The organism is Polaromonas sp. DSP2-3-2b2 (genome assembly GCF_049895905.1).
Lineage (GTDB): Bacteria > Pseudomonadota > Gammaproteobacteria > Burkholderiales > Burkholderiaceae_C > Polaromonas.
Genome location: NZ_JAFCTH010000001.1, coordinates 198,008 through 222,705, shown reverse-complemented (window position 1 = coordinate 222,705; position 24,698 = coordinate 198,008). Strand labels below are relative to the sequence as shown.

The following is a 24,698-nucleotide window of genomic DNA, read 5'->3' as shown; positions in this document are numbered from 1 at the left end:
GCGCATGGAGAAGCTTTTCCTACTACGCAACCTTGCCCTGGCCAAAAAAACCAGCTAGATAATTGCCGTCTGCCGGCTGGCTGGCGGTAGCCGACGCTGGAGCGTTGCTGTCCTGCAGCTTTGCGCCTGCCGTTGCGGAGCTTTCCGCAGGCAGGCTACTGCCTACCAGTTCGGCCAGCACCCGGATGCGAATCTGCGCCGCCGGATCATCGGGAAACTTGCGGGCAAAGAAGGCGGGATTGGCCTTGAGCTGCTCCATGTCCTTGTCCTCGATCCTTCCCGGATGCGCATGGTCGAATCGCTGGATGAAATGGTTCATCGAGCCCTTGGCGGGCGCGACATGCATCAAGAGCGTCGGAATCAGGAACTCATCGGCAATGCACAGCCGGCTGAAATAGTCGCGCACGCCGGGGTGCGCGAATTTTTCCAGCATGGCGGCCACAACGTGGCGACTGGCACCGAACCAGACCGAGCCGTAATAGGGACGAAATTTTTCGTTAAAAATATGCTGCCCGATCGACGGCCGGCTGAGCGCCTTGAGCACGCCGAGCGCCAACAAGGCCAAGATGCTTTTGCGGCCGCCGCTGTGCAGCCAGATGCCGGCCTCGTCGCGCCGGCCGCTCGACGCGCCAAAGTAGGCATCGCCCAGGCGCCGAACGACCCGGTGGCGAAACGATTTTTCAGGCGTCAGGGCCCTGAAGCCGACCGACATCAGCGCGTCCTGGTCGGCAAACAGATCAATGCAGTCGAAATGGGCTTCCTCGCGCCCCGAGATGCGCGCCTCGAAGGCTTTCATGGGCTTGATCGGCAGGCAACTTGGGCTCAGCAGTTGCAGATAGTCAAACTCCAGGTTGGCCAGTGCGTACTTCATCGAATGAAAAATCCCGTCGACAAAGCCGAAGAATGCCCAGCCGGTGCGCTTGGGGTTCGGAATAAATCGGACATTTGGCGCGGTCAGCACAAAGTCCGGTGTCTGGGAAAAATCATGATGCACCAGCACCGTGTGGGGCGCCAGGGAACGCGCCAGCTGATCGACCGTTTCTGGCTTGCCAACCGCCGACATCACCAGAAAGACAATGTTTGGTTTCATTTTTTCAGTGTTCATTGACGGCCCCCGAGAGGAACCAGAGCGGTCCGGGTTACTGCCAAGCGTGCTGTTGCCATGTCCATCCCGTTCAGTGTTTTGCCTGGAATTGCGGGTCGGTGCATTACGTTTGGGCCAATTCGTGAAGATTTGTTGATTGGCTTAAGTGTTTGCGAGAACAGTAAAAGTCGTCAATCTCATGAACGGACTAATAAACTCTCACAAATGGACTATTGACAAATACAAAAGTAACGAGTTTGAAAGCGTGAATTTCCACCCGCTGCCTGAATCCGCGACGGCAAAGCGGTTTTCAGTTCAAGCGCTGCATGGCCGGTTTTACCCCTGGCCGCCAGATGCAGGTCGTCGCGAAGTGGCGAAATTTGCTATTGAAAAAATAGCAAACTACGCTTTGCAATCAAGCGAAAAAGCCTGATTTAATCAATAATCTGGCGTGCAAGGGCTGCCGGTGCCGCGCTGGGTTTGGTAGCCCATTTGCTGGGCTACAAAGCCATCGAAGGCGGCGAGCAAGGGCTGGAGCGGTTCAGCGCCGCCATGCAGCTGGGCCAGCGCGGCGCAGGTCGCCTCCAGGGTGGAAAGCTGATCAAGCCGGTGCGCTTTGCGTATCAGGTAATGCGAAGCCCCCACGTCCTGCAGCGCCAGGCGCGGTAACTGCTGCAACAGCGGATTGCCGTAAAGCATCTTGCGGCTTTTGCGCCAGGTGCCGTCCAGCACGACCAGCCGCAGCCGGGCGGGGTCGTTCAGCGCGCCTGGCGCAAGCGGCTGCGGCGCCATTTCCAGCGGCTGGTTTTGCGGCGTCTCCGGGTACAGCAGGAGGTTGTGCTTTGCGCCGCCTGCCCCGGCCAGCAGGGCGGGCAGGTCGAACACTTCGCCCGTCACCAGCCGGCTGCGCGGCAGGCTCAGGTGCAGCAGACGCGCGCTGCCCTTGGGGTTGCTAACTTCCAGCGGATGCTGCAGGATCAGCACCTCGACCACATGCTCGACAGGGGTAACCCAGCGGCAGATGCAGGCGCTTTGCGGTCGAAGGCAGGCGGTGCAGAGCAGGCGTCTGCTGGGGGCGGGCGTCATGGGCAGGTTCTCGGTAACGCGGGTGTTTACTATCAAAAAAAGAGCTATCTGCGCAAGCAGGACGAGCGCTAGAGCCTGTTTTTATTCATAAACAGCTTGGGTTGAAAAATCTGGCCGGGTGGCGGGTGGCGGGTGGCGGGTGGCTTGCGGCGGCCCGCATCACAATGCCGGCCGCATCCTACCGCAGTCTAGGCGCGTGCCGGCAGCACGGTTCCCCGGCATTCGCCAAAGCCGATGCGCGCGGCGCCGGCCTTTTCGCACCAGCCGCGAATCACGACGGCGTCGCCGTCTTCAAGGTAGGTGCGGCTTTCGCCATTGGGCAGTTGCAGCGGGTGCTTGCCGCCGGTGGTCAGTTCGATCAGCGCGCCGGCCTGGTCCAGCGTCGGGCCCGACAGGGTGCCGCTGCCGAACAGGTCGCCGGGCTGCAGGTTGCAGCCATTGACGGTGTGGTGCGTCACCATCTGCGCCATGGTCCAGTAGGCGTGGCGATAGCTGGTGCGGCAAATCGTGGCTTCACCCTGGCCGGCGTCGCGCATCCTGGGCGTGGTCAAGCCGACCTGCAACTGGATGTCGAACGAGCCTTGCCGGCGGTTCGCCTCGGAGTCCAGGTAGGGCAAGGGCTGCGGGTCTGCTTGGGGGCGCACGAAGGGGACGCGGTAAGGCGCAAGCGCCTCCATCGTCACGATCCACGGCGAGATCGTGGTGGCGAAGTTTTTCGACAGGAAGGGGCCCAGCGGCTGGTATTCCCAGGCCTGGAGGTCGCGCGCCGACCAGTCGTTGAGCAGGCAGATGCCGAACACATGCTCTTCAGCTTGCGCCATGGCCACCGGCTCGCCCAGCGCATTGCCGGTGCCGATAAAAATGCCGAGTTCGAGCTCGATGTCCAGCCGCTGGCTCGGACCAAAAACCGGCTGCGTGGTGCTGGGCGGCAAGGTCTGGCCCACGGGCCGGTGAAAGCGCTGCCCCGACACGCCGATGCTCGACGCCCGGCCGTGGTAGCCGATCGGCACCCATTTGTAGTTAGGCAGCAGCGGGTTGTCGGGACGGAACTGCCGGCCGATGTTGGTGGCATGGTGCACCGAGGTATAAAAATCGGTGAAGTCGCCGATGCGCGCCGGCACGCCGTAGTCGGCCTCTGACTGCGGCACCAGGCAAGCGGCCAGCGCGGCCTCTTCAGCCGCGTCTTCGCGCAGGGCGCGCGACAGCGCCAGGCGCAGGGCATGCCAGGCGCTGGCCCCCAGCGCCATCAGGGCATTGAGTTTGTCGTGCGCGCCGGCCTGCACCGCCGTCGCGGCTTCGGCGCTGAACACGCCAGATGCCGCCAGCGCAGCCAAGTCCAGGATCTGGTCGCCAATGGCGACGCCGCCGCGAAAGGCCTCAAGCGTGCCCTTGCGGCGAAAGACCGCGAACGGCAGGTTCTGGATCGGAAAGTCATTGCCCGCCGCATGGGCGGAGGCGACCCAGCTGCGCAGCGCCGGGTCATGGGTTTCGTTGAGTAGCGTCATGGGCATCATTCTCCGGCGTAGCTGCCGTCATGCATCCAGCGCGCATGCTGGGGGGCTTTCTTGGTCAGCGCCCACTCGTTGAGCATGTCCCACTTGGCCTCGTCGAGCATCTGTGCCATCTTGGGCGTGCCGGTGTTGGCGCACAGCTCCAGCCGGTGGCCGCTCGGGTCGAAGAAATAGATGGACTTGAAAATCGTGTGGTCGGTCGGCCCCAGCACCGAAATGCCGCCGGCCTCCAGCCTGGCCTTGGCGTCCATCAGCGCATCGAGCGATTCGACCTGCAGCGCCAGGTGCTGGGTCCATTCGGGGGTGTTGGGGTCGCGGCCCATGGGCGGCTGGGTCGGCAGCTCGAAAAAGGCCAGCACGTTGCCGTTGCCGGCGTCGAGAAAAACGTGCATGTAGGGGTCGGGCGCCTTGGTCGAGGGCACCTCGTTCTCGGCAATCGCCAGGATGAATTTCATGTCCAGGAACTTGCCGTACCAATCGACGGTTTCCTTGGCGTCCTTGCAGCGGTAGGCGACGTGATGGATTTTCTGGATTTTCATGGGGCACCTCAAAAAATAAAGGTCAGTCTTGCACAGGCATCACAGGCCGCATAGCGCGGCCTGGACAGGGGCTTGCAAAACGGCGCCTGGCCCGACGGCCATGATCCATGGCGCATGCGTTGGCGCCGCCTTGCCTACCAGCGCAGCACGCGCGGCCCGAGCAGCGCGCCGGCCAGCGTCGGAATCGCGATGCCCAGAACGTACCAGACCGCCAGAAAAGGCGCGGCCGATTCCGGGCAGTGCAGCGCATACACCAGCGCGCCCAGCGCCCCGGCCAGCAGGCCGGCACTGGCCCCGGCCAGCGCCAGGCGCGTCGGCGCCAGGCCCTTGAGCGCCCACAGGGTTGACGCGAACAGCGGCAGCGAAAGCAGCGCAATGTTAAAGGGGCAGCTCTTCCAGGTCTCGCCCAGAATCAGCGCGGCGCGCTGCGGCGGCGCCGCATCCGCCAGCACCAGCGCCGCGATCAGCCACAGCAGCAGCACTGGCATGGCCAGCGCGGCATTCACCGGTCCGAGCTGCACGCCGGGGCGGGCCAGCCGCTCGGTGGCGAGCAGTCCGGCCAGCGCCAGCGCGGCCGCAAAACCCGGCTTGAGCCAGAACACCAGCGAGCCGGCCTCTTCGGCCAGGCCGGGGCGCAGGCCCAGGACGGTGACCAGCAGCAGCATCGCGCCTGCCAAGCCCCAGCCCAGGGCCACGGCAAAGCGCCGGCCCACGGCGGTGGCCGGCACCGGCGTGACGCCGGCCGACAGCAGGCTGACAAGTTCATCGGTCTTCATGCAATTCCCCTGATTTTGGCGGCCAGCGCCTTCAGGCCCCGGTGCACGCCGATCTTGATGGCCGATTCCGACATGCCGGTGAGCCGCGCTGCCTCAACCACGGACAGGCCTTCGAGCTTGACGTGCACGATGGGCTGGCGCTGCCGGTCGGGCAGGCCGGCCAGCAGCGTATCCAGGTCTTTTTTCGCTTCCCTTGCCTCGGTGTCGGATGCGGCGAACAGCTCCAGTTCGTCGTCCAGTGGAACGTTCAGCGATTCGCCCGAGGCGCGTGCGCGCAGCAGATCGATCAGCTTGTAGCGCGCCACCGCATGCACCCATGCGGTCAGGGGCTGGTCGGCGCGGTAGGTGTGCCGCTGGTTGTGTACCGCAAGCAGTGTGTCTTGCACAAGGTCTTCCACTTCATCGGGTCGCTCGAAAAGCCGTTTCCTGAAATAGGCCCGCAGGTGCGCGCTCAATGCTTTGAGGAACTGGTGGTAGGCCGCCGCATCGCCGTCCAGGCCCTGCAGCATAAGGCCGCGCAGTCGGCTTTCGGTGTCGGTGAAGCGGCGGTCTCTTTCTTGTATTCGGTCCATGAAGGGTTTGGGTTACAGCGCGGGTCAAAAAAATATTTTCAAAAATTATCCGCCGGCGTGTAACCGGCGGCCGGGTTGCGCCGAACTACTGGGCAGACTGTAGCGGAGTCTTTCTGCCAGGTCCGCAGGCCATTGCCTTTAGCGCTGCCTGCCTGTTCAACCCTTTGTTTTTACTGGAGCCACTTTCATGATCACCCGTTCAATCGCACTGACCACACTCGCCCTTGCCGCACTCGCCTCTGGCGCCGCCATGGCCCAGGACAAGTTCATGGAAGGCAAGCCAGCCATGGAAAAATGCTATGGCGTTTCCCTGGCCGGCAAGAACGACTGCGCCGCCGGTCCCGGCACGACCTGCGCCGGTACATCGAAGACCGACTACCAGGGCAATGCCTGGAAGCAGGTGCCCGCCGGAACCTGCACCACCATCCAGACGCCCAAGGGCATGGGCTCGCTGAGCGCAATCAAGGCCTGAGCGCCGCCCAGGAAAGCACGCCATGAACTCCGCCCGCCTGAGCGCCGGTCTTAGCCTCAAGCCCGCGCATTTCGACGAGGCCCTGGCCTGCCTTGATGCCGGGCTGTGATTCGAGGTGCATCCGGAAAACTATGCCGTGGCCGGAGGCCCGAGGCTGGCCTGGCTTGACGCCATCCGGTCCCGGCATCCGCTGTCGCTGCACGGCGTGTCGCTGTCGCTGGCGGCCGATGCCCCACCAGACGCGGCCCAGCTGGCGCGGCTGGCCGCGCTGGCGGACCGCATTGAGCCGGCGCTGGTGTCCGAGCACCTGGCCTGGTCGGCCTGGCGCGGCAGCTACCTGCCCGACCTGCTGCCCTTTGCGCGCACGCAGGCTGCCTTGCTGCGCGTAGCCGGCAACATCGCCCGCACCCAGGATGCCCTTAGGCGGCGCATCGCCATAGAAAACCCGTCCCACTACCTGCGCCTGGAAGGCCATGCCTGGGACGAGATCGATTTTTTGCACGAACTCGCGCGCCGCACCGGTTGCGGCCTGCTGCTTGACGTCAACAATGTGGTTGTCAGCGCCCGCAACCTCGGGTTTTGCGCACAGGCCTATATCGACGCCTTTCCCGGCGACGCGGTGATGGAGATCCACCTGGCGGGCCACATGCCCGACCCCCGGCTGGGCCAGGCGCTGCTGGTGGATTCGCACGATGCGCCGGTCGCGCCCGAGGTCTGGGCGCTGTATGAACGCCTGATCGCGCGTATCGGCCCGCGCCCGACGCTGATCGAGCGCGATGACCAGCTGCCGGCTTTTTCTGAACTGCTGGCCGAACGCCGGCAGGCGCATGCGCTGCTGCAGGACACGCTGGCGCAACGCGAACAGGCGGCGCTGGCGTCATGACCACCGAACTCTGTGATTTCCAGGACGGCTTTGTCCAGGCACTGTGGGCGCTGCCCGACGCGGTTCCAGAACACTTGCGCGGCCTGGCGGACCAGCCCGGCTTCGCGGTGTACCGCAACACGGTCGTCAAGGGCTGCATCGATGCCCTGCAGGCCAACTTTCCGGCGGTGTCGCGGCTGGTCGGCGAGGACTGGTTTCGCGCAGCAGCCGCCTTGCATGTGCGCGCCCGGCCACCCTTTGATGCGCGGCTGCCGCTGTATGGCGCGGATTTTCCCGACTTTATGGCCGTTTTCGCGCCGGCTGCGGAATTGCCCTACCTGAGCGGCGTGGCCCGGCTCGACCGCTTCTGGACCGAGGCGCATGTGGCGGCCGACGCCCGGGTGCTGGAGCCATCGGCGCTGGCCGGCCTGCCGCCCCAGCAACTGGGCGACCTGGTGCTGCAGCCGCACCCCGCCGCGCGCTGGGCCTGGTTCGACGGGCAGCCGGTCTACACCCTGTGGCAGTGCAACCGGCGCAGCGCCGAAAGCATGGACAGCGGCGAGGCGCTGGACTGGACCGGCGAGGGCGCGCTGCTGACCCGGCCGGGCGGTGCTGTCGCCTGGACCGCGCCGGAGGCGGGCGGCTGCGCATTTCTCGATGCCTGTGCCGCCGGCCAGCCGCTTGCGCTGGCGGCCGATGCAGCGCTGGCCCGGCAGGCCGACTGCGACCTGGCGCGGCTGATGGCCGCGCTGCTGCAGGCCGGCGCCTTTTGCAGTGCGCAGTCTGTTTTACCCACCTTTAACCAGGAGCTGACATGAACCCCGCTTTTTCCACGACATCCCCCGCCGCCACCGCTGCCACCGTCGCCAGCCCGGAAACCGCCGGGCTGCGCGGCCTCTGGCACGGCCTGGCCGACCGGCTCACCCGCCTGGTGCCGCATGACGCGCTGGCGCTGGTGAACCGGGTCGCCATTGCCGCCATTTTTTTCATGTCCGGCCGCACCAAGGTCGAAGGCTGGTTGACGGTCACCGACAGCGCCTATTCGCTGTTCCGGGACGAATACCGGCTGCCGCTGGTGCCGGTCGAAATCGCTGCGCATGCGGCCGCTTACGCCGAGCACCTGTTTCCCCTGCTGCTGGTGCTGGGCCTGTTCACCCGGTTGTCCGCCTTCGCGCTGCTGGGCATGACGCTGGTGATCCAGGTGTTTGTCTACCCCGATGCCTGGGCAACGCACCTGTCCTGGGCTGGCCTGCTGCTTTACCTGGTCGGGCGCGGTGCCGGAATACTGTCGCTGGACCGGCTATTTCGCATCCGCTAGACGCTCTTTAATCGATAGCTGTCAGCGCAAGCCGGTGTTGCGCAAAAGCCTTATTTGATTGATAAAAAGTCACTGCTGACGCTTCCGGTGTTGATCGCTGCGTTGTTTGTTGATGGCCTTTGGCTTGGCGGGTTCTTCTTTGGTTTGAGAGTGGAGCGCCTGCCCGGCGGGGGTGACTTTCTTTTCTGGCAAAAAAGAAAGTCACCAAAGAAAGTTGCCTGGGGGTCGGGAGCGGGTTAGAGCTGAGCGCTCTGACGGGCCATCGCTTCGCTGGGACCCTGGGTTCTCTGATCGATGGCTTGGTAGCGATGCCGAAGGCTGCTGGTTCTACCGCTCGTTCGCCAACAGCTTCACGCTCTGCTTGATCTAGAGCGGAATCGCCCTTTTTGGCAATGCCGTCCGCCTTGCTCCTTCCCCCGCTGGGGGAAGGTTGGGATGGGGGTTAGCGGTGGCTGAATGTCAACGGGCTTCCTTGTCGGGCCACAAGTGCGCCTGTCCGCTGCCAGGGGGATGGGGCCGCAGCCCGATTCGGGCAGCCCACCCCCATCCCGGCCTTCCTCCAGCGGGGGAAAGAGAAAAACAGGGAAAAATCACGGTTCGCTGCTGGAATGCTGTGTTTGCCAGTCAGCATGATGCCGCTCTCGCAGTGCTTGAAGCACAAAAGAACCGATCAAGCAGAGCGTGAAGCTGTTGGCGAACGAGCGGTAGCACCAGCCAGCCATCGGCATTGGCCACTGGCTGCTGGACAAAGAACCCAGGGCCCAGCGAAACGATGGCCCGTCAGAGCGTTCAGCTCTAACCCGCTCCCGTCCCCAGGGCAACTTTCTTTGGTGACTTTCTTTTTTGCCAGAAAAGAAAGCTACCCCCCGCCGGGAAGGCGCTCACCCCTCAATCCACAGAAGAAGCCACTCAAAGCCTCAAGACTGAAAACGCAACCCTGCGCTTCGCTAAGCAAAGCCAACATCAAGGACCGACAAGGGACCTGCGGCAAGGTAAGTAGTTATGAAAAAAGGCCATGCAGTCGTTCCGGACTGTCCCCGGCCCCGCTCAGGCCACCAGCGGAACCAGGATGGTCGCCGCCGCCGGCGCTGCCATGTCGGGATAGTCGCGGCTGAAATGCAGGCCCCGGCTTTCCCGGCGCAGCTGGGCCGAGCGCACGATCAGCTCGGCCACCTGCACCAGGTTGCGCAGTTCCAGCAGGTCGCGCGTGACGTGGAAGTGGGCGTAGAACTCGCTGATTTCCGCCTCCAGCAGCGTGATGCGGTGCGCGGCGCGCTCCAGCCGCTTGTTGGTGCGGACGATGCCGACGTAATCCCACATGAAGCGGCGCAGTTCGTCCCAGTTGTGCGAGATGACGACGGCCTCGTCGGCATCGGTCACGCGGCTGTCGTCCCACTGCGGCAGCTCGGGCAGCAGCGCCGCTGACGCGCTGGCAATCACCTGCGCGGCGGCGCGGGCAAACACCATGCATTCGAGCAGCGAATTGCTCGCCAGCCGGTTCGCGCCGTGCAGGCCGGTGCAGGCGGCCTCGCCGATGGCGAACAGGCCCGGCACGTCGGTGCGCCCGGCCAGGTCGGTCAGCACGCCGCCGCAGGTGTAATGCGCGGCCGGCACCACGGGAATCGGCTGCCTGGTGATGTCGATGCCCAGCTCGGCGCAGCGCGCCAGGATGTTGGGGAAATGCGCGTGCAAAAACGCCGGGCTCTGGTGCGAGATGTCCAGGAGCACACAGTCCAGGCCGCGCTTTTTCATCTCATAGTCGATGGCCCGGGCCACCACGTCGCGCGGCGCCAGCTCGGCGCGCGCGTCGTGGTCAAGCATGAAGCGCGTGCCGTCGGGCAACAAAAGCCGCCCGCCTTCGCCGCGCACCGCCTCGCTGATCAGGTAGGACTTGGCCAGCGGGTGGTACAGGCAGGTCGGGTGGAACTGGATGAACTCCAGGTTGGCCACGCGGCAGCCGGCGCGCCAGGCGGCCGCGATGCCGTCGCCGGTGGCGGTGTCGGGGTTGGTGGTGTAGAGGTAGACCTTGCCCGCGCCGCCGGTGGCCAGGATGGTCTGCGGCGCGCGAAAGGTCAGCACCTCGTCGATGGCGTCGTCCAGCGCGTACAGGCCTAGGCAGCGCTGCGGGCCGGGGAGGCCCAGCTTACGCGAGGTGATCACATCGACCAGCGTGTGGTCTTCAAACACCGTGATGCCGGGCGTGCTGCGCACCACGTCGATCAGCGTGCGCTGCACGGCCGCACCGGTGGCGTCCGTGACATGGGCGATGCGGCGCGCGCCGTGGCCGCCTTCGCGCGTGAGGTGAAGCTGCTCGCCTTCGAGCGAGAACGGCACGCCCAGGCCGCGCAGCCAGCCAATGGCGTCGGGCGCGTTCTCGACCACGAAGCGCGTGGCGGCCAGGTCGCACAGGCCGGCGCCGGCCACCAGCGTGTCCTCGATGTGCGCGGCGAAGCTGTCGCCCTCGGCCAGCACGGCGGCAATGCCGCCCTGCGCCCAGCCGCTGGAGCCGTCGCTGATCGAGCGCTTGGTGATCACGGCGACGCGGTGCGTGGGCGCCAGGTGCAGCGCGGCGGACAGGCCGGCCAGGCCGCTGCCAACGATCAAAACATCAAAATCATGCGTCATGGTGGGCAGGGCCTTGCTGGTGGTTAAAGAATCAGGCCGGCGTGTAGGCAAGCCGGACATAGATCGGGGCAAACGATTCGGCCTGGGTGATTTCAAGCAGGCATTCCTTGGCCAGCTCCAGCAGTGCGATGAAGGTGACGACCAGCACCGGCATGCCGCCGTGCGCATCGAACAGCTCCTCGAACTCCAGGAACTTGCGGCCCTGCAGCCGGCGCAGCACGATGCTCATGTGCTCGCGCACCGAGAGTTCTTCCCGGCTGATGACATGGTGCTGGACCAGCTTGGCGCGCCGGGCGATGGCCTGCCACGCTTCCTGCAGTTCGACCAGCGTGACGTCGGGCAGGCGCGGCTCGGTGGACTGTTCGACATGCACCTGCGCCACCGCAAAATCGCGGCCCCGCTGCGGCACGGTGTTCAGCCGGTGCGCGGCGAGCTTGATGCGCTCGTATTCCAGCAGGCGGCGCACCAGCTCGGCGCGCGGGTCCTCGGCCTCCGGGCCTTCGGCCGCCTTGCGCGGCGGCAGCAGCATGCGCGACTTGATCTCGATCAGCATCGCCGCCATCAGCAGGTATTCGGCCGCCAGCTCCAGGTTGGTGGCGCGGATTTCATCGACATAGGCCAAATATTGCCGCGTCACCGCCGCCATCGGAATGTCGAGAATGTTGAAGTTTTGCTTGCGAATCAGGTAAAGCAGCAGGTCCAGCGGGCCTTCGAAGGCTTCGAGGAAGACCTTGAGCGCATCCGGCGGGATGTACAAATCCTTGGGCATGGCGAACATCGGCTCGCCATAAAGCCGGGCCAGCGCGACCGGGTCGATCAGCCCCGGCAGTTCAGGGTTGACCGGTTCGCTCAAGGCCGTCGCGTCAGGGGAGTGCATTTCCTGCACGGGGATAAGGGAAGGTGACATCAGGGCAGCAGCAGGAGGGATCGGTTCATGGGCTTGCCGCCATGGAAAACAGGCTGCCTGGGCCGGCTGGCTGCCGGCTGAAGGCGAAATGCGGAATCAGTCGCCGTTCGGATGGGCGCTGGTGCCATAGACATAGGCCTGCTGCGCCACGCGCGCCTCGCCATAGTCCGCCTGGTCGGCCAGGTTCAGGTTCTTGTCCCACCAGATGGCGCGGCCGGCGCGCTGCTCGGCTTCCAGGGTCGGCTTCTTCGCCTTCAGACCGTCGATGAACGAGGTGATTTCAGAGGTGTAATGGGTGCGCTGAAAAAGAGACATGGTGCTTGGCCGCCTAAAACGTATAGTTGCTGGATTTTACCGGGGTCTGCCATGCGTTCATCCATTCGTGGGCCTGTCGCGGCCGAAACAGGTCGTTTATCTGCGGTTTTGCCGATGGCTTCGAAAAGGGCGGTGCTGTGTATGGGGTTGCTGTCGTTCATCCTGGGCCTGGCCGGCTGCGACCAGGAACGCATCAAGGAGCTGGAGGAAGGCGTTTCCACCGAAGCTGATGTGCGGGCGCGCTTTGGCGTTCCCGAGAAAGTCTGGGAGGCGGGCGACATGGCGTCGCTGCCCATGCCGGGCGCGGCGGCCGAGCCCGGCGCCCGAACCTTCGAATACAACCGCCAGCCCGCAGGCAATGTCAATTTCATGATCACCATCGGCCCCGACGGCCGTATGACCGCGCTGCGCCAGGTGCTCACGCCGCAAAATTTCGCCCGCGTGTTGCCCGGCATGCCGATGGAGACGGTGCGCAAGATGCTGGGCAAGCCGATGAAGGTCACGCCCTATGCGCTTCAGCGCGAAACCCACTACGACTGGCGCTACCTGAACCCGCCGAACACCGCGATGATCTTCACCGTGGTGTTCGACCCGGACCTGCGCGTGCTGAGCACCGGGTCGATGGACGAGGAAAGCCTGAATCCCCGGCGGTAATCATCAGGTTTGTTGAAGAAAAACAGACTTTTGCGCAATACGGACGGGCGTAGGAAGCTATTATTTTTATAGCGTTTCAATATGCGCCAGGAAGCCCGAGCGTTCCATGACTTCGCGGGGCTGGGCATTGAGCCCGATCAGCACCAGCCGGCCGCCACGCGACGAAATCGCTTTTTGCAGCTGCTCCAGCACATCCAGGCCCGAGGCGTCGAGCACCTGCAGCGACTGCACGTCAAGACGGATGGTCATGCCCTGCGGGGCGCTTTCCACGACGTTCAGGATCGGATCGATCTTGGCCACGGCGCCAAAAAACAGCGAACCGTACAGCCGGAAGCAGGCCTCGTCGCCGCTGTTCGACAGCTCGACCACCTGGAACAGCGAACTCATGCGCCGCACGAACAGCACGCAGGCCAGCAGCAGGCCGACCTGCAGCGCCACCGTCAGGTCAAACACCACCGTCAAAAAGAAGGTGCCGAGCATGATCAGCCGGTGATGGTTGCTGGCGCGCTTGAGTTCGGCGAACTCGCGCCATTCGCCCATGTTCCAGGCGACGTACAGCAAGATGCCGGCAAGCACCGGCAGCGGCACATGCACCGCCAGCGGCGCGGCCACCAGCACCACCAGGGCCAGCGTCAGCGCATGCACCAGCCCGGAAATGGGCGAGGTGGCGCCGGCCCGCACATTGGTCACGGTGCGGGCAATCGTGCCGGTGGCCGGCATGCCGCCGAAGAAAGGCACGACGAAATTGGCGACGCCCTGGGCCATCAGTTCCTGGTTCGGGTCGTGGCGCGGCAAGCCTGAAATCTGGTCGGCCACGCGCGCGCACAGCAGCGACTCGACCGCGCCCAGCAGCGCAATCGTGATGGTCGGCGCCACCAGCAGCCGGACCGTGGCCCAGGAGAAATCGGGAAATTCAAAACCGGGCAGGGCGCGCGGAATCCCGCCAAAGCGCGAGCCGATGGTTTCCACCGGCAGGCTCAGAAAATAGGCCAGCGCCGTCAGCGTGAGCAGCGCCACGATGGGCCCCGGCAGGCGCGAGGCCAGCCGGGTGGCGCGCTTGAGCTGCAGGCCCTCGCCGGCCTGGATGAGCCGGATCAGGCGGTTGGTGAGGGCGTGGGCATAGCGCGTCTGGGTGTCAAACAGGCGCGGCCAGACCAGCAGACCGATCAGGCAGGCCAGCCCCAGGCCCAGCGCATACAGGTTCAGCGTGCCGATGTTCAGCGCAATCGCCTTGAGCTGCGAGAAAAAATCCGCCGGCATCCTGGCAATCTCCAGCCCGAGCAGATCCTTGATTTGCGATAGCGCGATCAGCACCGCGATGCCGTTGGTGAACCCCACCACGATGCTGACCGGCACATAGCGCACCAAGGTGCCGAGCTTGAAAAATCCGAGCAAAAACAGCAGCACCCCGGCGCAGGTGGTGGAGATCAGGAGGTTGGCCAAGCCGTAGCGTTCGATGATGCCGTACACGATCACGATGAAGGCGCCCGCCGGGCCGCCGATCTGCACCGCCGAGCCACCCAGCGAGGCAATGATGGCGCCGGCGATGATCGCCGTCCAGATGCCGGCTTCGGGCTTGAGCCCCGAGGCAATCGCAAAAGCCATGGCCAGCGGCAGCGCGACAATGCCGACTGTCAGGCCGGCGCCCGCGTCCTTGAAGAACCGTTCGCGGGTGTAGCCAGCCATCGACGACAGCAGGCGCGGACGAAACCGGGCGAATTGAATGGGCAGGTGCATGAGCGAAGATTGTGCGCTTGCGCCTGTATTTCGTGGCGTGAAAATCGACACGGAAACCGCAAAATCACCGGCATTCCCGCCTGCACAATGACGAACCCGGACGGTTCAGCGCGTCGCCTTATTTCTCCGATGCGGGCAGCACCGCATCGGCCGTGGCGCCAATGGCCGAGCCGGCGATGCGCGCCGTGCCGATGACGGCGCTGGCCGCCAGCCCGACCGTGCCGACCGCCACCGAGGCCACGGTATCAACGACGGCGACAACCGCACATCCCTGCAGGGCAGCAGCCGACACGCCGATGAGCGCTGCTGCGGCCAGGCCGCGTGCAAGAAAGTAAGGCAATGCGGTCATGGCCGGGCTCCGTGGGGTTTGTCTTTAATCGGCTCAATGAATCCGCATTCCCGGCGTCGCGCCCGGCAGCGGTTCCAGCACGTAAATGCCTGGATTGGCTTTTTCGTCGGCATGGCTGGCGGCCAGCACCATGCCTTCGCTGATGCCGAACTTCATTTTCCGCGGCGCCAGGTTCGCGACCAGCACCGTGTGCTTGCCGATCAGGTCGTCAGGTTTATAGCTTGATGCGATGCCGCTGAAGACATTGCGCATCCGGCCTTCGCCGGCGTCCAGCGTCAGGCGCAGCAGCTTGGTCGAGCCTTCGACAGCTTCGCAATTGACGATTTTTGCAATGCGCAAATCGACCTTGGCGAAATCGTCGATGGTGATGGCGGGCGCGATGTCCTCTCCGCCGGGAGCTACGGATTCGATAGCTGCTTGCGCGGGTGCGTCCTGCGCGGGAGGCTCGAACAATACTTCAAGTTGCTTGGCATCGACGCGCTGCATCAGGTGCTTGTAGTCGCCAATCAGGTGGCCGTTTCCAAGGCTGCCGGCCGCGTCCGCAAAAGTCAGCGGGCCGGTTTTCAAAAAGGCCTCGACCTGCGCGGCCAGCGCGGGCAGCACGGGTTTGAGGTAGAGCGTCAGCAGGCGAAAGGCCTCGATGCAGACGGTGCAGACGTCAATCAGGCGCGCCTCCATGCCTTCCTTCTTGGCCAGCTCCCACGGCTTGTTCTGGTCCACGTAGGCGTTGACCTGGTCGGCCAGCAGCATGACTTCGCGCTGCGCCTTGGCGTATTCGCGGCCTTCGTACAGCAGTTCGATGGCGCCTGACTGGGCGCGCAGGCCGTCGAGCAGCGCCGCGCCGTCGCCCGAGACTTCGCCCAGCTTGCCGGCAAAGCGCTTGGCGATGAAGCCCGCCGCCCGGCTGGCGATGTTGATGAACTTGCCCACCAGGTCGCTGTTCACCCGCGCCATGAAGTCGTCGGCATTGAAGTCGATGTCTTCATTCTTCGCGTTGAGCTTAGCGGCCAGGTAGTAGCGCAGCCATTCGGGGTTCATGCCCAGGCTCAGGTACTTGAGCGGGTCCAGGCCGGTGCCCCGGCTTTTGCTCATCTTTTCGCCGTTGTTCACCGTCAAAAATCCATGCACAAAAATGTTGTCCGGCGTCTTGCGGCCGCTGAAATGCAGCATCGCCGGCCAGAACAGGGTGTGGAAAGTGACGATGTCCTTGCCGATAAAGTGGTACTGCTCCAGCTTTGGGTCGGCCATGTAGTCGTCGTAGCTTTCGCCGCGCCGGTCAAGCAGGTTCTTCAGCGACGCCAAATAGCCGACCGGCGCGTCCAGCCAGACATAGAAATACTTGCCCGGCGCATCGGGAATCTCGATGCCGAAATAAGGCGCATCGCGGCTGATGTCCCAGTCGCCCAGGCCTTCACTCTGCGTGCCGTCGGCATTGGTGCGCACGCTGAACCATTCCTTGACCTTGTTCGCCACCTCCGGCTGCAGCTTGCCGTCTTGCGTCCAGCCTTCCAGGAATTCAACGCAGCGCGGGTCCGACAGCTTGAAGAAAAAATGCTCTGAGCTTTTGAGGACCGGCGTGACGCCCGACAGCGCCGAATACGGCTTGATCAGGTCGGTCGGCGCATACACCGCGCCGCAGACCTCGCAGTTGTCGCCGTACTGGTCCTTGGCATGGCATTTCGGGCATTCGCCCTTGATGAAGCGGTCGGGCAGGAACATGTTCTTTTCGGGGTCGAAGAACTGCTCGATGACTTTGGTCTCGATCAGCGAGCCTTGCGGGTTGTCGCGCAGGTCGCGGTAGATCTGCCGGGCCAGTTCATGGTTTTCCGGCGAGTCGGTCGAGCTCCAGTTGTCAAAAGCAATGTGAAAACCGTCCAGATAGGGCTTGCGGCCGGCGGCGATGCTTGCTACGAACTGCTGCGGCGTCTTGCCGGCTTTTTCGGCGGCAATCATGATGGGCGCACCGTGCGCATCGTCGGCGCCGACAAAATTCACCGCATTGCCCTGCATGCGTTGAAACCGCACCCAGATGTCGGCCTGGATGTATTCCATGATGTGGCCGATGTGGAAGTTGCCGTTGGCGTAGGGCAGGGCGGTGGTGACGAAGAGGCGGCGCTGGGTCATGTTGAAGGCATTTCGCGGTAGAGGCTGACTTTTGATTTTAAGGGGTGACCCGGGCTTGAGCGCCGCCCTGGACCCCGAGTCCTGAAGGTTTTATGCATGAAATCGGCTGCTTGCGCTTGTCCTGCGGGCGCAACTTGCTATTGAATAAATAGCAAGTTGATTTCCCCCAGGCAACGCCGGCCAGTGCGGCGGCGTTAGACTCGCTACCAACCCCGGCAGCCCGCGCATTTTGCTTGAAAAAGTGGCGGCTTGCCTTGTCCGAATCACATGGAGATTTTCCCGATGGCTGTAGAACAACAGGCAATTTTGAACGCGCTGCAAACGGTGCTCGATCCCAACACCGGCAAGGATTTCGTCACGACGAAGGCGCTGAAAAATCTTCAGATCAATGGCGACGATGTGTCTTTTGACATCGAACTCGGCTATCCGGCCAAAAGCCAGATCGCCAGCCTGCGCAAAAGCCTGATCGCCGCCGCCCGGGGCGTGGCAGGCGTCGGCAATGTGTCGGTCAACGTCACCGTGAAAATCGCCAGCCACAGCGTGCAGCGCGGCGTGCAGTTGCTGCCCAATGTGAAGAACATCATCGCCGTGGCCTCGGGCAAGGGCGGCGTGGGCAAGAGCACCACCGCCGTCAACTTGGCATTGGCGCTGGCGGCCGAAGGCGCGGCCGTTGGCCTGCTGGACGCCGACATCTACGGCCCCAGCGTGCCGATGATGATGGGCATCGAGGGCCGGCCCGAAAGCATCGACGGCAAGAACATGGAGCCGATGGAAAACTACGGCCTGCAGGTCATGTCCATCGGTTTTCTGGTCGCGCAGGACGAAGCCATGATCTGGCGCGGCCCCATGGCCACCCAGGCGCTGGAGCAGCTGCTGCGCCAGACCAACTGGAAAGACCTGGACTATCTGATCGTCGACATGCCGCCCGGCACCGGCGACATCCAGCTGACGCTGAGCCAGCGCGTGCCCATGACCGGCGCGGTCATCGTCACCACGCCGCAGGACATCGCCCTGCTCGACGCCAAAAAAGGCATCAAGATGTTCGAGAAAGTCGGTGTGCCGATCCTGGGCATTGTCGAAAACATGGCGGTGCACATCTGCAGCCAGTGCGGCCATGCCGAGCATATTTTTGGCGAGGGCGGCGGCAAGAAAATGGCAGCCGACTACCAGATGGACTACCTCGGCGCGCTGCCGCTGGACATCAAGATCCGCCTGCAGGCAGACAGCGGCATGCCGACCGTGGTGGCCGACCCTGACAGCGACGTGGCCGGCATCTACAAGGCCGTGGCGCGCAAGGTCGCGATCACTGTCGCGGCCAAGGCCAAGGATTTCTCGGCCAAGTTCCCGACCATCACGATCAGCAAGAACACCTGACCGGCTGGCGCTGAGCGAGCGCCGCCCGGCATGGCAGCAGGTGGGCGGGTTTCTTTTCAAGAACTTTTCAGAACCCATCACCATGGCAGTTTCTTCCTCGGGCTTTCTGGATAAGGAAAGGATCATTGCCAGTCCGGGCTTTAACCGCTGGCTGGTGCCGCCGGCCGCGCTGGCCATTCACCTGTGCATTGGCAAGGCCTACGGTTTTTCGGTGTTCTGGCTACCCCTGTCCAGGGCGCTGGGCATCAAGGAGCCGCTCACGTGCGGCCCGGAAATGGGCTTTTGGGCCGAGTTGTTCACCACCCGGTGCGACTGGAGAATCTCCACGCTGGGCTGGATGTACACCCTGTTCTTTGTGCTGCTCGGCTCGTCGGCCGCGATCTGGGGCGGCTGGCTGGAGCGCGCCGGCCCGCGCAAGGCCGGCGTGGCATCGGCCTGGGCCTGGGCTATATTTCGCCGGTTTCCACGCTCATCAAATGGTTTCCTGACCGCCGGGGCATGGCCACGGGCATGGCTATCATGGGTTTTGGCGGCGGCGCCATGATCGGCTCGCCGCTGGCGGCTGACCTGATGCAGTACTTCGCCACCCCCTTTGATGCCGGTGTGACGCAGACGTTTGTGGTGATGGCGCTGGTTTACTTTGTCTTCATGATGGCCGGTGCGCTGACCTACCGCGTGCCGGAGACCGGCTGTGGGTATTCTGGTCGATCGTGACCGGTCATTCCGGTCCAAGCACAAAATCGGTCACGATCGACCAGAATCAGCGGTCACGACAAACCAGAATCGTCGGTCACGATCGCCGGAATACGCAGGTGGAATCGCGGCACTCACGAAGTGCTGTGTTTGTGTTGATGACGGGTGGGGGTCTGCGCCGCTCGAAGTGCTCTGAGTCGCTTGATCAGAGCGCCATCGGGCACCAAGACGGCGGCAACCCCGCCGGCGTAAACGTTACCTTCGTTGCCGTCCAGGCTGATGACATCTCCTTCCTTGAGCAGCAGGTCCCCTAGGCGGACGGTCCGTGCGCTCAGGTCGATCCGCAGTGTTTCACACCCGACAAGACAGACTTTACCCAGCTGTCGGGCCACCACGGCGGCGTGGGAAGTCCGCGCGCCCCGCTGCGTCAGTACGCCTGCTGCAAATTCCAGCGCAGCGATGTCACTGGTCTCGGCGTCCTGTCGGACCAAAACCAGGCTGGCGCCTTCAGCGGCACGAGCTGCAGCGCGTGCGCTGTCCAAGACAATTTCACCGGATACCACGCCGGAGCATGCCGATAGGGCACGACCGATCGTGCTGGCCTGCGCATCCGGGTCGCCTTGCGACGCCAGTTGCACCGTACCAAGCTCTTCCTCCCTAAAGTCCTTTGTGCGCTCCAGGGCGGTGGCAGCATCTATTAGGCCCTCATCGAGCAGGTCCAATGCGATGCGGGCGGCCGCCAGGGGCGTTCGTTTGCCAGACCGTGTCTGCAGCATGTGCAAAACGCCGTCCTGTACCGTGAATTCAAAATCCTGCATATCCGAAAATTCCCGCTCCAAGGTCTGCAAAGCGTCCTGCAGCTTGCGCCAGGCGTCCGGCGCCATGCTGGCCAGAGCCTCGTGTCCGTGGGCATTCCTCCGGCCTGAAACGACGTCTTCGCCTTGGGCATTGGCCAGAAAATCCACCCATGGCTGGCGCTCCCCGGTTGTGGGGTTGCGGGTGAAGCCGACGCCGGCACCCGAATGTCCACCGCTGTTGCCAAACACCATGCTTTGAATTGTCACGGCCGTTCCCATGGCAGAGTCGATCTGATTGATCTCGCGGTAGGCTTGCGCCTTTTGCGCGTGCCATGACATAAAAACTCCCCGAATAGCCCCTGACAGCTGTGCATTGGCATCCTGCGGGAAGGGCTGCCCAGCGTGCAACCGGTACAGCGCAAGAAACTGGCGCGTCAGGCTGCGTAATTCAGCGAAGTCCAACTGCCGCTCGTCGCGCCCTTGGGTAACGCGCTCGATCTCGTCCTCAAACAGGGAGCCTGGCAAGCCTGCGACTACTTCGCCATAGCTGGCAACAAGACGGCGGTAAGCATCCCAGACCAGTCTGGGATTGCCGGTCTGGCGCAGCAGGCCGGGCAGGGTCTGGTCACATAGTCCGATATTGAGCAGCGTTTCCATCATGCCCGGCATGGACACGGGCGCGCCAGAGCGAACCGAAACAATCAATGGCCTGCGCACATCGCCAAGCACGTGTCCCGTCGCTTCTTGCAGCGCCGGCAGCCCGATGGTGAACACGGGCAGCATGCACTCTTCAGGTGATTTTGCGTAGTGCGTGCCGATCACCAGCGCCGGCGGAACGGGGAGGCCGATACCCGTCATGCGCAGAAGGTTGTAGGCCTTCGATCCCATGGTCTCCCGGTTTGGCTTGTGATGAGGCGGCGTGTTGCCCTCGGCAATCAGATACAGATGTTTGGGCCAGAGGCTTACTGAGTTCATGCAGTCATACCTGTTTTGGTGAGGACCATCTTTCGCAGCGCATAACCGGCTGCGAGCAGTCCGTCAGAAGCTTTTTCGATCGTGGTGGCCAAGTCGCTGGCCAGGAGCATGCCGGCAGGCGAGGCATGAAGCGAGATGACGATGCTCTTGCGGGCTTGACGCGACAATTCATCGCACAGCCGCTCCGCGCGCAACATGCGCCAGAGTGTCTGCAAAAACAAGTCGCTGTCGGCAGCGTCGCCGTGCTCACTCACCTGGCGTGCGATCTCGATGACCTTGACTTGGTCCTGAATGGCCGCAAGGGTCGTGTCCGCCAGCTTGCGTAGCGCCTCGGTGACCGGTGCTGGGAGCCCCTGAAGAGGCTCCCCCAGTGTCATGGAGTGGATGAAGAAGGCTTCTTCCAGTGCATCGGCCACGTCATCCGACTTCTCCAGCAGTTCTACTAACGGGCGCCACCGGCTTTGCCTCTCCGCGCGCTGGCGAGCGTCCATCAGCAGATGATCCGCCTGCCGTTCCCAGGTCTTGGCACGCAGCACGAGGCTGGCACTTTGAGACGAATCCATCACTGCTCCGTTTTCAAGTGCATCGCAAAGTGCCAGCGCAATCGCATGACAGTACGCCGCATGCTCAGCCAGCAAATCGAACTCAAAAGTGCGCTGGCGCAGCACGCGAGCGAGCAGCATTTGTGCTTCGTCGGCCACCAGTGCCACAGGCTGCTGCTGACGCAGCATGATGCTGGACATGCGTAGGAGCTCTATTAAAAATTCGCTTGCCGAAGCCTCCCCTAGAACGTCATCGAGACGATCACCGACGCGAAAAGACTCGCTGTCCACCGCCTGCATCGCGCTGAAAACCAGTCGTTCCCCGCCCGCCAGAAGCCATGCCATATGCCCCAATTCCTCATCTGCGGCTCGGCGCAGGATTGCCTGCGCCTGAGGCTTTTTAACGAAGTTCTGCAGACGCTTGCGAGCACGGTTCCAGTCAATGACGAACACGATGCGCGATGCGACGGTCTCTAGTCCGTCCATGAGCGTCTTGTCGTCATTGGCTTTGAGTTTGGCCTTTCCCATCTGGTACGGCTTGCCTGCATTCAGACCGTCGGAGGTTACGGGGTCATACACCGTCCACTCGAAACCTGCAGCCTGCAGCATCTGGCGAAAAAATTCAAAGCGTCCGGCATGAAGATCGGAATAGGTCAGGTTGATGGTGCGCTGCTCCACCTCGATCACCAAGACATGCACATCGTTGGTGCCAATGTCGTTCTGGATCAGGAGTTGCGAGTCATTGCGGGTTACGGCGGTATCCAGGCCGGGGTGGGAAAACTTGAGCGGCGCCGTTCGATGCAGGCCCCGCATGAAGGCCTTGATCAGTGGGCGGTCGGCTTCGTCGATCTGCCAGACGTGGGCGCCTTCAATGTCTTCGGTGGCGATCTCGCTGGCCATGGCGTTGAGTTGCTTGTGCAAATCCATCACCAGGATATGGAAACTGTCGCCGTGCTTTCGGTCTCCACGGGTCAGCTCAGCCATTGCCTGAGGGCCAAGCCCTTCCTCGTCTTCCATAACATGGAGTTTCTGCAACCAAAGGTCCCGCCGGGCCATCAGCTCCGGATGACGTTCACGCCCACCTTCGGCAAGAGGACGGGCCATCAGGGATAAATCCGACGCCAGCGAATCAATCAACTGCCCCAGCTGGGGAATAACCAGCGTCCGGTCATCAAGGTAAGCCGTCTTGACCAGTTCCTGGAGCCATGCCGCGCCATGCAGGCCGCACTGCGCAAGCTCCCGCCCCCAGTCTGCCGCAGGGTTGTCCGGCGAAGCGGCATGCTGGGCCGCAGACTGAATCATCGTCAGGTACAACTTCAGGCGATCATTCGCCAGCAGCGCCGCTTTGACCCAGGCGGGCATCAACAGGGATGACTGCCCCAGGGATGCGACCGCTTTTTCTTTAAGCATGTGAACTCTCGATATGGAGTGAAATTCACAAGAAATGCTAAAAGTTGGATGTGTCAAATGAATGACAACAACAGACTTTCTTTTTTAGCTCCTTACCTCGGCCACAAGGGCTCCCCCACTTTTGTCAAACAGATTTCCGCCGTGGCTGAACCGCGAAGCGATTGACAGCAGAATCTGACTTCTGCATTTCATCGTCACCGCGCCCTTGATGTTTTCATCATTTCGGTTTTTCTTGTCTGAATTGAATACTCAGCAATGAATAGGTTTTTTCAGAGGCATGGTCAGATTTGAAAGTCAACCCGAACGCTCCTGACCCACCGCGACGCCGCGCAAGAACTCTGCCAGTTCATGGTCTGCCTGCACTTTCACCACCAGCAGATTTGCCTGCACAACATCGCGCGCCATGCCGATGTTCGTCTGCAAATCCGTGGCCTGCCGATACCAGGGTTTGGTGCGACGCCGGCTCAAGAGCGGTTTCAACGCTTCGATGCCATAGCGGGTTCGCTTGGCCAGAATGCGGGCGCGGTGTTGACCTTCGAGCGTGTCGACATCCTGCAGCGCATTTGTGAGCTGCTTGTGCAGGCGGGCAATGCGACGCCTGGCCCAGCGGCGAAGTGAAATTTTGAGAGCATCCCGAGCATTCTCCGATTCCTGATTATGGGTCAGCTCTTCCAGCCATTGCGTGATGGCAAGCAAGGCCGCGCCGACCGATGGAACGGCAAGTGCGTAGCAAACAGCTTTTCGCTGAACGTCTGCTGCCTGCGTCAAGGCCTGGCTCAACGCCTGCCACTTTTCTTCCCGGCGGGCATTGCCTGCGATGTAGGCGTCCGTGAACTTTGGAAGGGTTTCAGTTCGGGCCACATCCAGATCCCGCAGTTCACCCACCAGCGTCAAAAGCGTTTCCAGTGGTTCCCTGGAGGGCACCGTATCGGCATCAAGGACGGGCTTGAAAAGCCGAAAGGCACTTCTAAATCGTCGCCAGCCGACCCGCGCTTGGTGAAGGACTTCGGGGTCATTCGAATGACGCAAGGTGTTGAGGTTGGCCGTGAACTGACAAAACATCTCCCGGAGCACATATTGCGCCGCCTCGGTAGGTGCCATTTTGGCGGTCAACTGTGGCGGCTGCGCTCGCAGTGGGCGATTCAGAGAATCCTCGGCCAATGCATAGCCACGCTCGGCCTTGCTCCGGGTTTCCGGCACCACCGCGATGCTGCGTGCGATCTGCTGGGCAAGACCGAACAGCGCTGCTGGCTGGCCTGCCAGCAGTTCGAGTTCGAGCTCGAAGATAGGAACGCTCTTGCCTTGAGCCACTATCTGCCCGACGTCCAGCGACACCTCCACAACACTGCCGTCACGTTTGCGCACGGTCCAGCTGGTCCGGTCAAAGCTTGTTACAAAGCACGGAACAAGCTTGCGAAACAGATCGCCGTCAGGATCGATGTCCGACCAGGGCGTGGCTTTAAGCGCAGGCAAGTCCAATTCGCCACCAGGCACGGAGGTTTCCCATTCGCCGCGCTGGCTCAAGGCCGAGTTGCCTGTGCCGCCCATCTTGAGGGTTTGCAGCCATTCGGGTTTTGCATCGCTGCCTACGCGTCTGAGCCGCAAGGCCATGCGCTTGCGGCGCAGCGTTTGCTCAGGGGTGTCGTAATAGGTGTTGTGCAACTGCAGGTGGCTTGGCTTGTTGCGCGCCAGCCCTGGCATGCGGGCCAGTTTCTTTTCCAGTTCAGCGGGATCGCATGCTGGTAGCGCAAGCTTGAGTTCTATCTCTTCTGGTCGGGGGGACAAGGCGTCGTCTTTTTTCATGGCGTTCCGTTCAAATTTCACAAGTTGATGGTTCAAGGAGCGACCTGCCAGAGGATGCCGGGCTGGCTGAGTGTGTGCAACTGAAAATTGTTACGGCAGCTGTAGTCAATTTTTACCCAAGGTCGCCCAAGCTCAGGAAAGCTGCTTGATCAGCCTTTAGAAGTCCCGTTTTA

General features: G+C 62.8%; 22 protein-coding genes and 2 pseudogenes. 9 read left to right on the top strand and 15 right to left on the bottom strand.

The genetic code is table 11. From position 1 onward, the window contains the following. Window positions 1–22 precede the first annotated feature (22 nt). Window positions 23–1,090, bottom strand: a complete 1,068-nt coding sequence (locus tag ACP7AD_RS01070; protein ID WP_426145213.1) for a hypothetical protein — start codon at window positions 1,088–1,090, stop codon at window positions 23–25. A gap of 193 nt (window positions 1,091–1,283) precedes the next feature. On the opposite strand from ACP7AD_RS01070, the gene ACP7AD_RS01065 reads away from it, so the two are divergent. Then, on the top strand, window positions 1,284–1,517 hold the full coding sequence (locus ACP7AD_RS01065; protein WP_426145211.1) for a hypothetical protein: 234 nt from the start codon (window positions 1,284–1,286) through the stop codon (window positions 1,515–1,517). A 5-nt stretch (window positions 1,518–1,522) separates the two neighbouring features. Here the strand turns inward: ACP7AD_RS01065 and ACP7AD_RS01060 are convergent, their stop codons facing one another. The 5 genes from ACP7AD_RS01060 to ACP7AD_RS01040 form a co-directional block, all read right to left on the bottom strand. Further along, window positions 1,523–2,170, bottom strand: coding sequence for a tRNA-uridine aminocarboxypropyltransferase (locus ACP7AD_RS01060; RefSeq protein ID WP_426145209.1), 648 nt, complete (start codon window positions 2,168–2,170; stop codon window positions 1,523–1,525). Between the two features lie 188 nt (window positions 2,171–2,358). Further along, complete coding sequence (gene fahA / locus ACP7AD_RS01055) at window positions 2,359–3,675, bottom strand: fumarylacetoacetase (RefSeq protein ID WP_426145208.1); 1,317 nt, start codon at window positions 3,673–3,675, stop codon at window positions 2,359–2,361. A 5-nt stretch (window positions 3,676–3,680) separates the two neighbouring features. After that, window positions 3,681–4,220, bottom strand: coding sequence for a VOC family protein (locus ACP7AD_RS01050; protein ID WP_426145205.1), 540 nt, complete (start codon window positions 4,218–4,220; stop codon window positions 3,681–3,683). 134 nt (window positions 4,221–4,354) lie between these two features. After that, on the bottom strand, window positions 4,355–4,996 hold the full coding sequence (locus ACP7AD_RS01045) for a DUF1109 domain-containing protein (protein WP_426145203.1): 642 nt from the start codon (window positions 4,994–4,996) through the stop codon (window positions 4,355–4,357). Beyond that, complete coding sequence (locus tag ACP7AD_RS01040) at window positions 4,993–5,568, bottom strand: sigma-70 family RNA polymerase sigma factor (protein WP_426145201.1); 576 nt, start codon at window positions 5,566–5,568, stop codon at window positions 4,993–4,995. The genes ACP7AD_RS01045 and ACP7AD_RS01040 overlap by 4 nt, the downstream gene beginning before the upstream one ends. A 187-nt stretch (window positions 5,569–5,755) precedes the next feature. On the opposite strand from ACP7AD_RS01040, the gene ACP7AD_RS01035 reads away from it, so the two are divergent. From ACP7AD_RS01035 to ACP7AD_RS01015, 5 genes and pseudogenes are all read left to right on the top strand, one after another. Beyond that, a complete protein-coding gene (locus ACP7AD_RS01035; protein WP_426145199.1) occupies window positions 5,756–6,040 on the top strand; it encodes a DUF2282 domain-containing protein in 285 nt (94 codons plus the stop codon). 22 nt (window positions 6,041–6,062) lie between these two features. Beyond that, window positions 6,063–6,923, top strand: a pseudogene (locus ACP7AD_RS01030) (DUF692 domain-containing protein). Continuing rightward, window positions 6,920–7,720 carry a DNA-binding domain-containing protein gene (locus ACP7AD_RS01025; RefSeq protein ID WP_426145197.1) on the top strand — a complete coding sequence of 267 codons (801 nt, stop codon included), beginning with the start codon at window positions 6,920–6,922 and terminating at the stop codon, window positions 7,718–7,720. The pseudogene ACP7AD_RS01030 and the gene ACP7AD_RS01025 overlap by 4 nt, the downstream one beginning before the upstream one ends. Then, window positions 7,717–8,220 carry a DoxX family protein gene (locus ACP7AD_RS01020; protein WP_426145196.1) on the top strand — a complete coding sequence of 168 codons (504 nt, stop codon included), beginning with the start codon at window positions 7,717–7,719 and terminating at the stop codon, window positions 8,218–8,220. The genes ACP7AD_RS01025 and ACP7AD_RS01020 overlap by 4 nt, the downstream gene beginning before the upstream one ends. Window positions 8,221–8,274: 54 nt before the next feature. Then, window positions 8,275–8,460 carry a hypothetical protein gene (locus ACP7AD_RS01015; protein WP_426145195.1) on the top strand — a complete coding sequence of 62 codons (186 nt, stop codon included), beginning with the start codon at window positions 8,275–8,277 and terminating at the stop codon, window positions 8,458–8,460. Between the two features lie 807 nt (window positions 8,461–9,267). Here the strand turns inward: ACP7AD_RS01015 and nadB are convergent. The 3 genes from nadB to ACP7AD_RS01000 form a co-directional block, all read right to left on the bottom strand. Beyond that, on the bottom strand, window positions 9,268–10,845 hold the full coding sequence (gene nadB, locus ACP7AD_RS01010; RefSeq protein WP_426145193.1) for an L-aspartate oxidase: 1,578 nt from the start codon (window positions 10,843–10,845) through the stop codon (window positions 9,268–9,270). Window positions 10,846–10,876: 31 nt separating this feature from the next. Continuing rightward, complete coding sequence (locus ACP7AD_RS01005) at window positions 10,877–11,722, bottom strand: segregation and condensation protein A (RefSeq protein WP_426145263.1); 846 nt, start codon at window positions 11,720–11,722, stop codon at window positions 10,877–10,879. A 126-nt stretch (window positions 11,723–11,848) separates the two neighbouring features. After that, entirely contained in the window at window positions 11,849–12,067 is a 219-nt protein-coding gene (locus ACP7AD_RS01000) for a DUF3460 family protein (protein ID WP_196861526.1), read from the bottom strand. 141 nt (window positions 12,068–12,208) lie between these two features. Between ACP7AD_RS01000 and ACP7AD_RS00995 the strand changes: the two genes are divergently transcribed. Next, window positions 12,209–12,721, top strand: coding sequence for an outer membrane protein assembly factor BamE (locus tag ACP7AD_RS00995; protein WP_426145261.1), 513 nt, complete (start codon window positions 12,209–12,211; stop codon window positions 12,719–12,721). A 66-nt stretch (window positions 12,722–12,787) separates the two neighbouring features. On the opposite strand, the gene ACP7AD_RS00990 is transcribed toward ACP7AD_RS00995, so the two are convergent. The 3 genes from ACP7AD_RS00990 to metG form a co-directional block, all read right to left on the bottom strand. Beyond that, window positions 12,788–14,458 (bottom strand): SulP family inorganic anion transporter, encoded by a 1,671-nt coding sequence (locus ACP7AD_RS00990; RefSeq protein WP_426145191.1) that lies wholly within the window; start codon window positions 14,456–14,458, stop codon window positions 12,788–12,790. 118 nt (window positions 14,459–14,576) lie between these two features. Next, window positions 14,577–14,807, bottom strand: coding sequence for a hypothetical protein (locus ACP7AD_RS00985; protein ID WP_426145190.1), 231 nt, complete (start codon window positions 14,805–14,807; stop codon window positions 14,577–14,579). A gap of 33 nt (window positions 14,808–14,840) precedes the next feature. Next, a complete protein-coding gene (gene metG, locus ACP7AD_RS00980; RefSeq protein ID WP_426145188.1) occupies window positions 14,841–16,931 on the bottom strand; it encodes a methionine--tRNA ligase in 2,091 nt (696 codons plus the stop codon). Window positions 16,932–17,213: 282 nt separating this feature from the next. Here metG and apbC point away from each other — a divergent pair, with 282 nt between their 5' ends. Then, entirely contained in the window at window positions 17,214–18,305 is a 1,092-nt protein-coding gene (gene apbC / locus ACP7AD_RS00975) for an iron-sulfur cluster carrier protein ApbC (RefSeq protein ID WP_426145186.1), read from the top strand. 82 nt (window positions 18,306–18,387) lie between these two features. Then, window positions 18,388–18,995, top strand: a pseudogene (locus ACP7AD_RS00970) (MFS transporter); the annotation flags it as partial. A 137-nt stretch (window positions 18,996–19,132) separates the two neighbouring features. Here ACP7AD_RS00970 and ACP7AD_RS00965 read toward each other — a convergent pair. The 3 genes from ACP7AD_RS00965 to ACP7AD_RS00955 form a co-directional block, all read right to left on the bottom strand. Continuing rightward, complete coding sequence (locus tag ACP7AD_RS00965) at window positions 19,133–20,770, bottom strand: PEP/pyruvate-binding domain-containing protein (RefSeq protein ID WP_426145184.1); 1,638 nt, start codon at window positions 20,768–20,770, stop codon at window positions 19,133–19,135. Further along, window positions 20,767–22,722: a DUF47 family protein gene (locus ACP7AD_RS00960; protein WP_426145182.1), complete on the bottom strand. Its 1,956-nt coding sequence runs from the start codon at window positions 22,720–22,722 to the stop codon at window positions 20,767–20,769. The genes ACP7AD_RS00965 and ACP7AD_RS00960 overlap by 4 nt, the downstream gene beginning before the upstream one ends. Window positions 22,723–23,016: 294 nt before the next feature. Continuing rightward, entirely contained in the window at window positions 23,017–24,561 is a 1,545-nt protein-coding gene (locus ACP7AD_RS00955; protein ID WP_426165937.1) for a CHAD domain-containing protein, read from the bottom strand. Window positions 24,562–24,698 lie beyond the last annotated feature (137 nt).

Excerpts from the sequence above, each read along its gene's own strand:
- nadB (WP_426145193.1), bottom strand. The coding sequence starts at position 10,845 with ATGACGCATGATTTTGATGTTTTGATCGTTGGCAGCGGCCTGGCCGGC.
- ACP7AD_RS01060 (WP_426145209.1), bottom strand. The coding sequence starts at position 2,170 with ATGACGCCCGCCCCCAGCAGACGCCTGCTCTGCACCGCCTGCCTTCGA.
- fahA (WP_426145208.1), bottom strand. The coding sequence starts at position 3,675 with ATGACGCTACTCAACGAAACCCATGACCCGGCGCTGCGCAGCTGGGTC.
- ACP7AD_RS01020 (WP_426145196.1), top strand. The coding sequence starts at position 7,717 with ATGAACCCCGCTTTTTCCACGACATCCCCCGCCGCCACCGCTGCCACC.
- ACP7AD_RS01045 (WP_426145203.1), bottom strand. The coding sequence starts at position 4,996 with ATGAAGACCGATGAACTTGTCAGCCTGCTGTCGGCCGGCGTCACGCCG.
- ACP7AD_RS01040 (WP_426145201.1), bottom strand. The coding sequence starts at position 5,568 with ATGGACCGAATACAAGAAAGAGACCGCCGCTTCACCGACACCGAAAGC.
- ACP7AD_RS00985 (WP_426145190.1), bottom strand. The coding sequence starts at position 14,807 with ATGACCGCATTGCCTTACTTTCTTGCACGCGGCCTGGCCGCAGCAGCG.
- ACP7AD_RS00965 (WP_426145184.1), bottom strand. The coding sequence starts at position 20,770 with ATGAACTCAGTAAGCCTCTGGCCCAAACATCTGTATCTGATTGCCGAG.
- ACP7AD_RS01035 (WP_426145199.1), top strand. The coding sequence starts at position 5,756 with ATGATCACCCGTTCAATCGCACTGACCACACTCGCCCTTGCCGCACTC.
- ACP7AD_RS01070 (WP_426145213.1), bottom strand. The coding sequence starts at position 1,090 with ATGAAACCAAACATTGTCTTTCTGGTGATGTCGGCGGTTGGCAAGCCA.
- ACP7AD_RS01065 (WP_426145211.1), top strand. The coding sequence starts at position 1,284 with ATGAACGGACTAATAAACTCTCACAAATGGACTATTGACAAATACAAA.
- ACP7AD_RS01000 (WP_196861526.1), bottom strand. The coding sequence starts at position 12,067 with ATGTCTCTTTTTCAGCGCACCCATTACACCTCTGAAATCACCTCGTTC.
- metG (WP_426145188.1), bottom strand. The coding sequence starts at position 16,931 with ATGACCCAGCGCCGCCTCTTCGTCACCACCGCCCTGCCCTACGCCAAC.
- ACP7AD_RS00990 (WP_426145191.1), bottom strand. The coding sequence starts at position 14,458 with ATGCACCTGCCCATTCAATTCGCCCGGTTTCGTCCGCGCCTGCTGTCG.
- ACP7AD_RS01025 (WP_426145197.1), top strand. The coding sequence starts at position 6,920 with ATGACCACCGAACTCTGTGATTTCCAGGACGGCTTTGTCCAGGCACTG.
- ACP7AD_RS01050 (WP_426145205.1), bottom strand. The coding sequence starts at position 4,220 with ATGAAAATCCAGAAAATCCATCACGTCGCCTACCGCTGCAAGGACGCC.
- ACP7AD_RS01005 (WP_426145263.1), bottom strand. The coding sequence starts at position 11,722 with ATGCACTCCCCTGACGCGACGGCCTTGAGCGAACCGGTCAACCCTGAA.
- ACP7AD_RS00960 (WP_426145182.1), bottom strand. The coding sequence starts at position 22,722 with ATGCTTAAAGAAAAAGCGGTCGCATCCCTGGGGCAGTCATCCCTGTTG.
- apbC (WP_426145186.1), top strand. The coding sequence starts at position 17,214 with ATGGCTGTAGAACAACAGGCAATTTTGAACGCGCTGCAAACGGTGCTC.
- ACP7AD_RS00995 (WP_426145261.1), top strand. The coding sequence starts at position 12,209 with ATGGGGTTGCTGTCGTTCATCCTGGGCCTGGCCGGCTGCGACCAGGAA.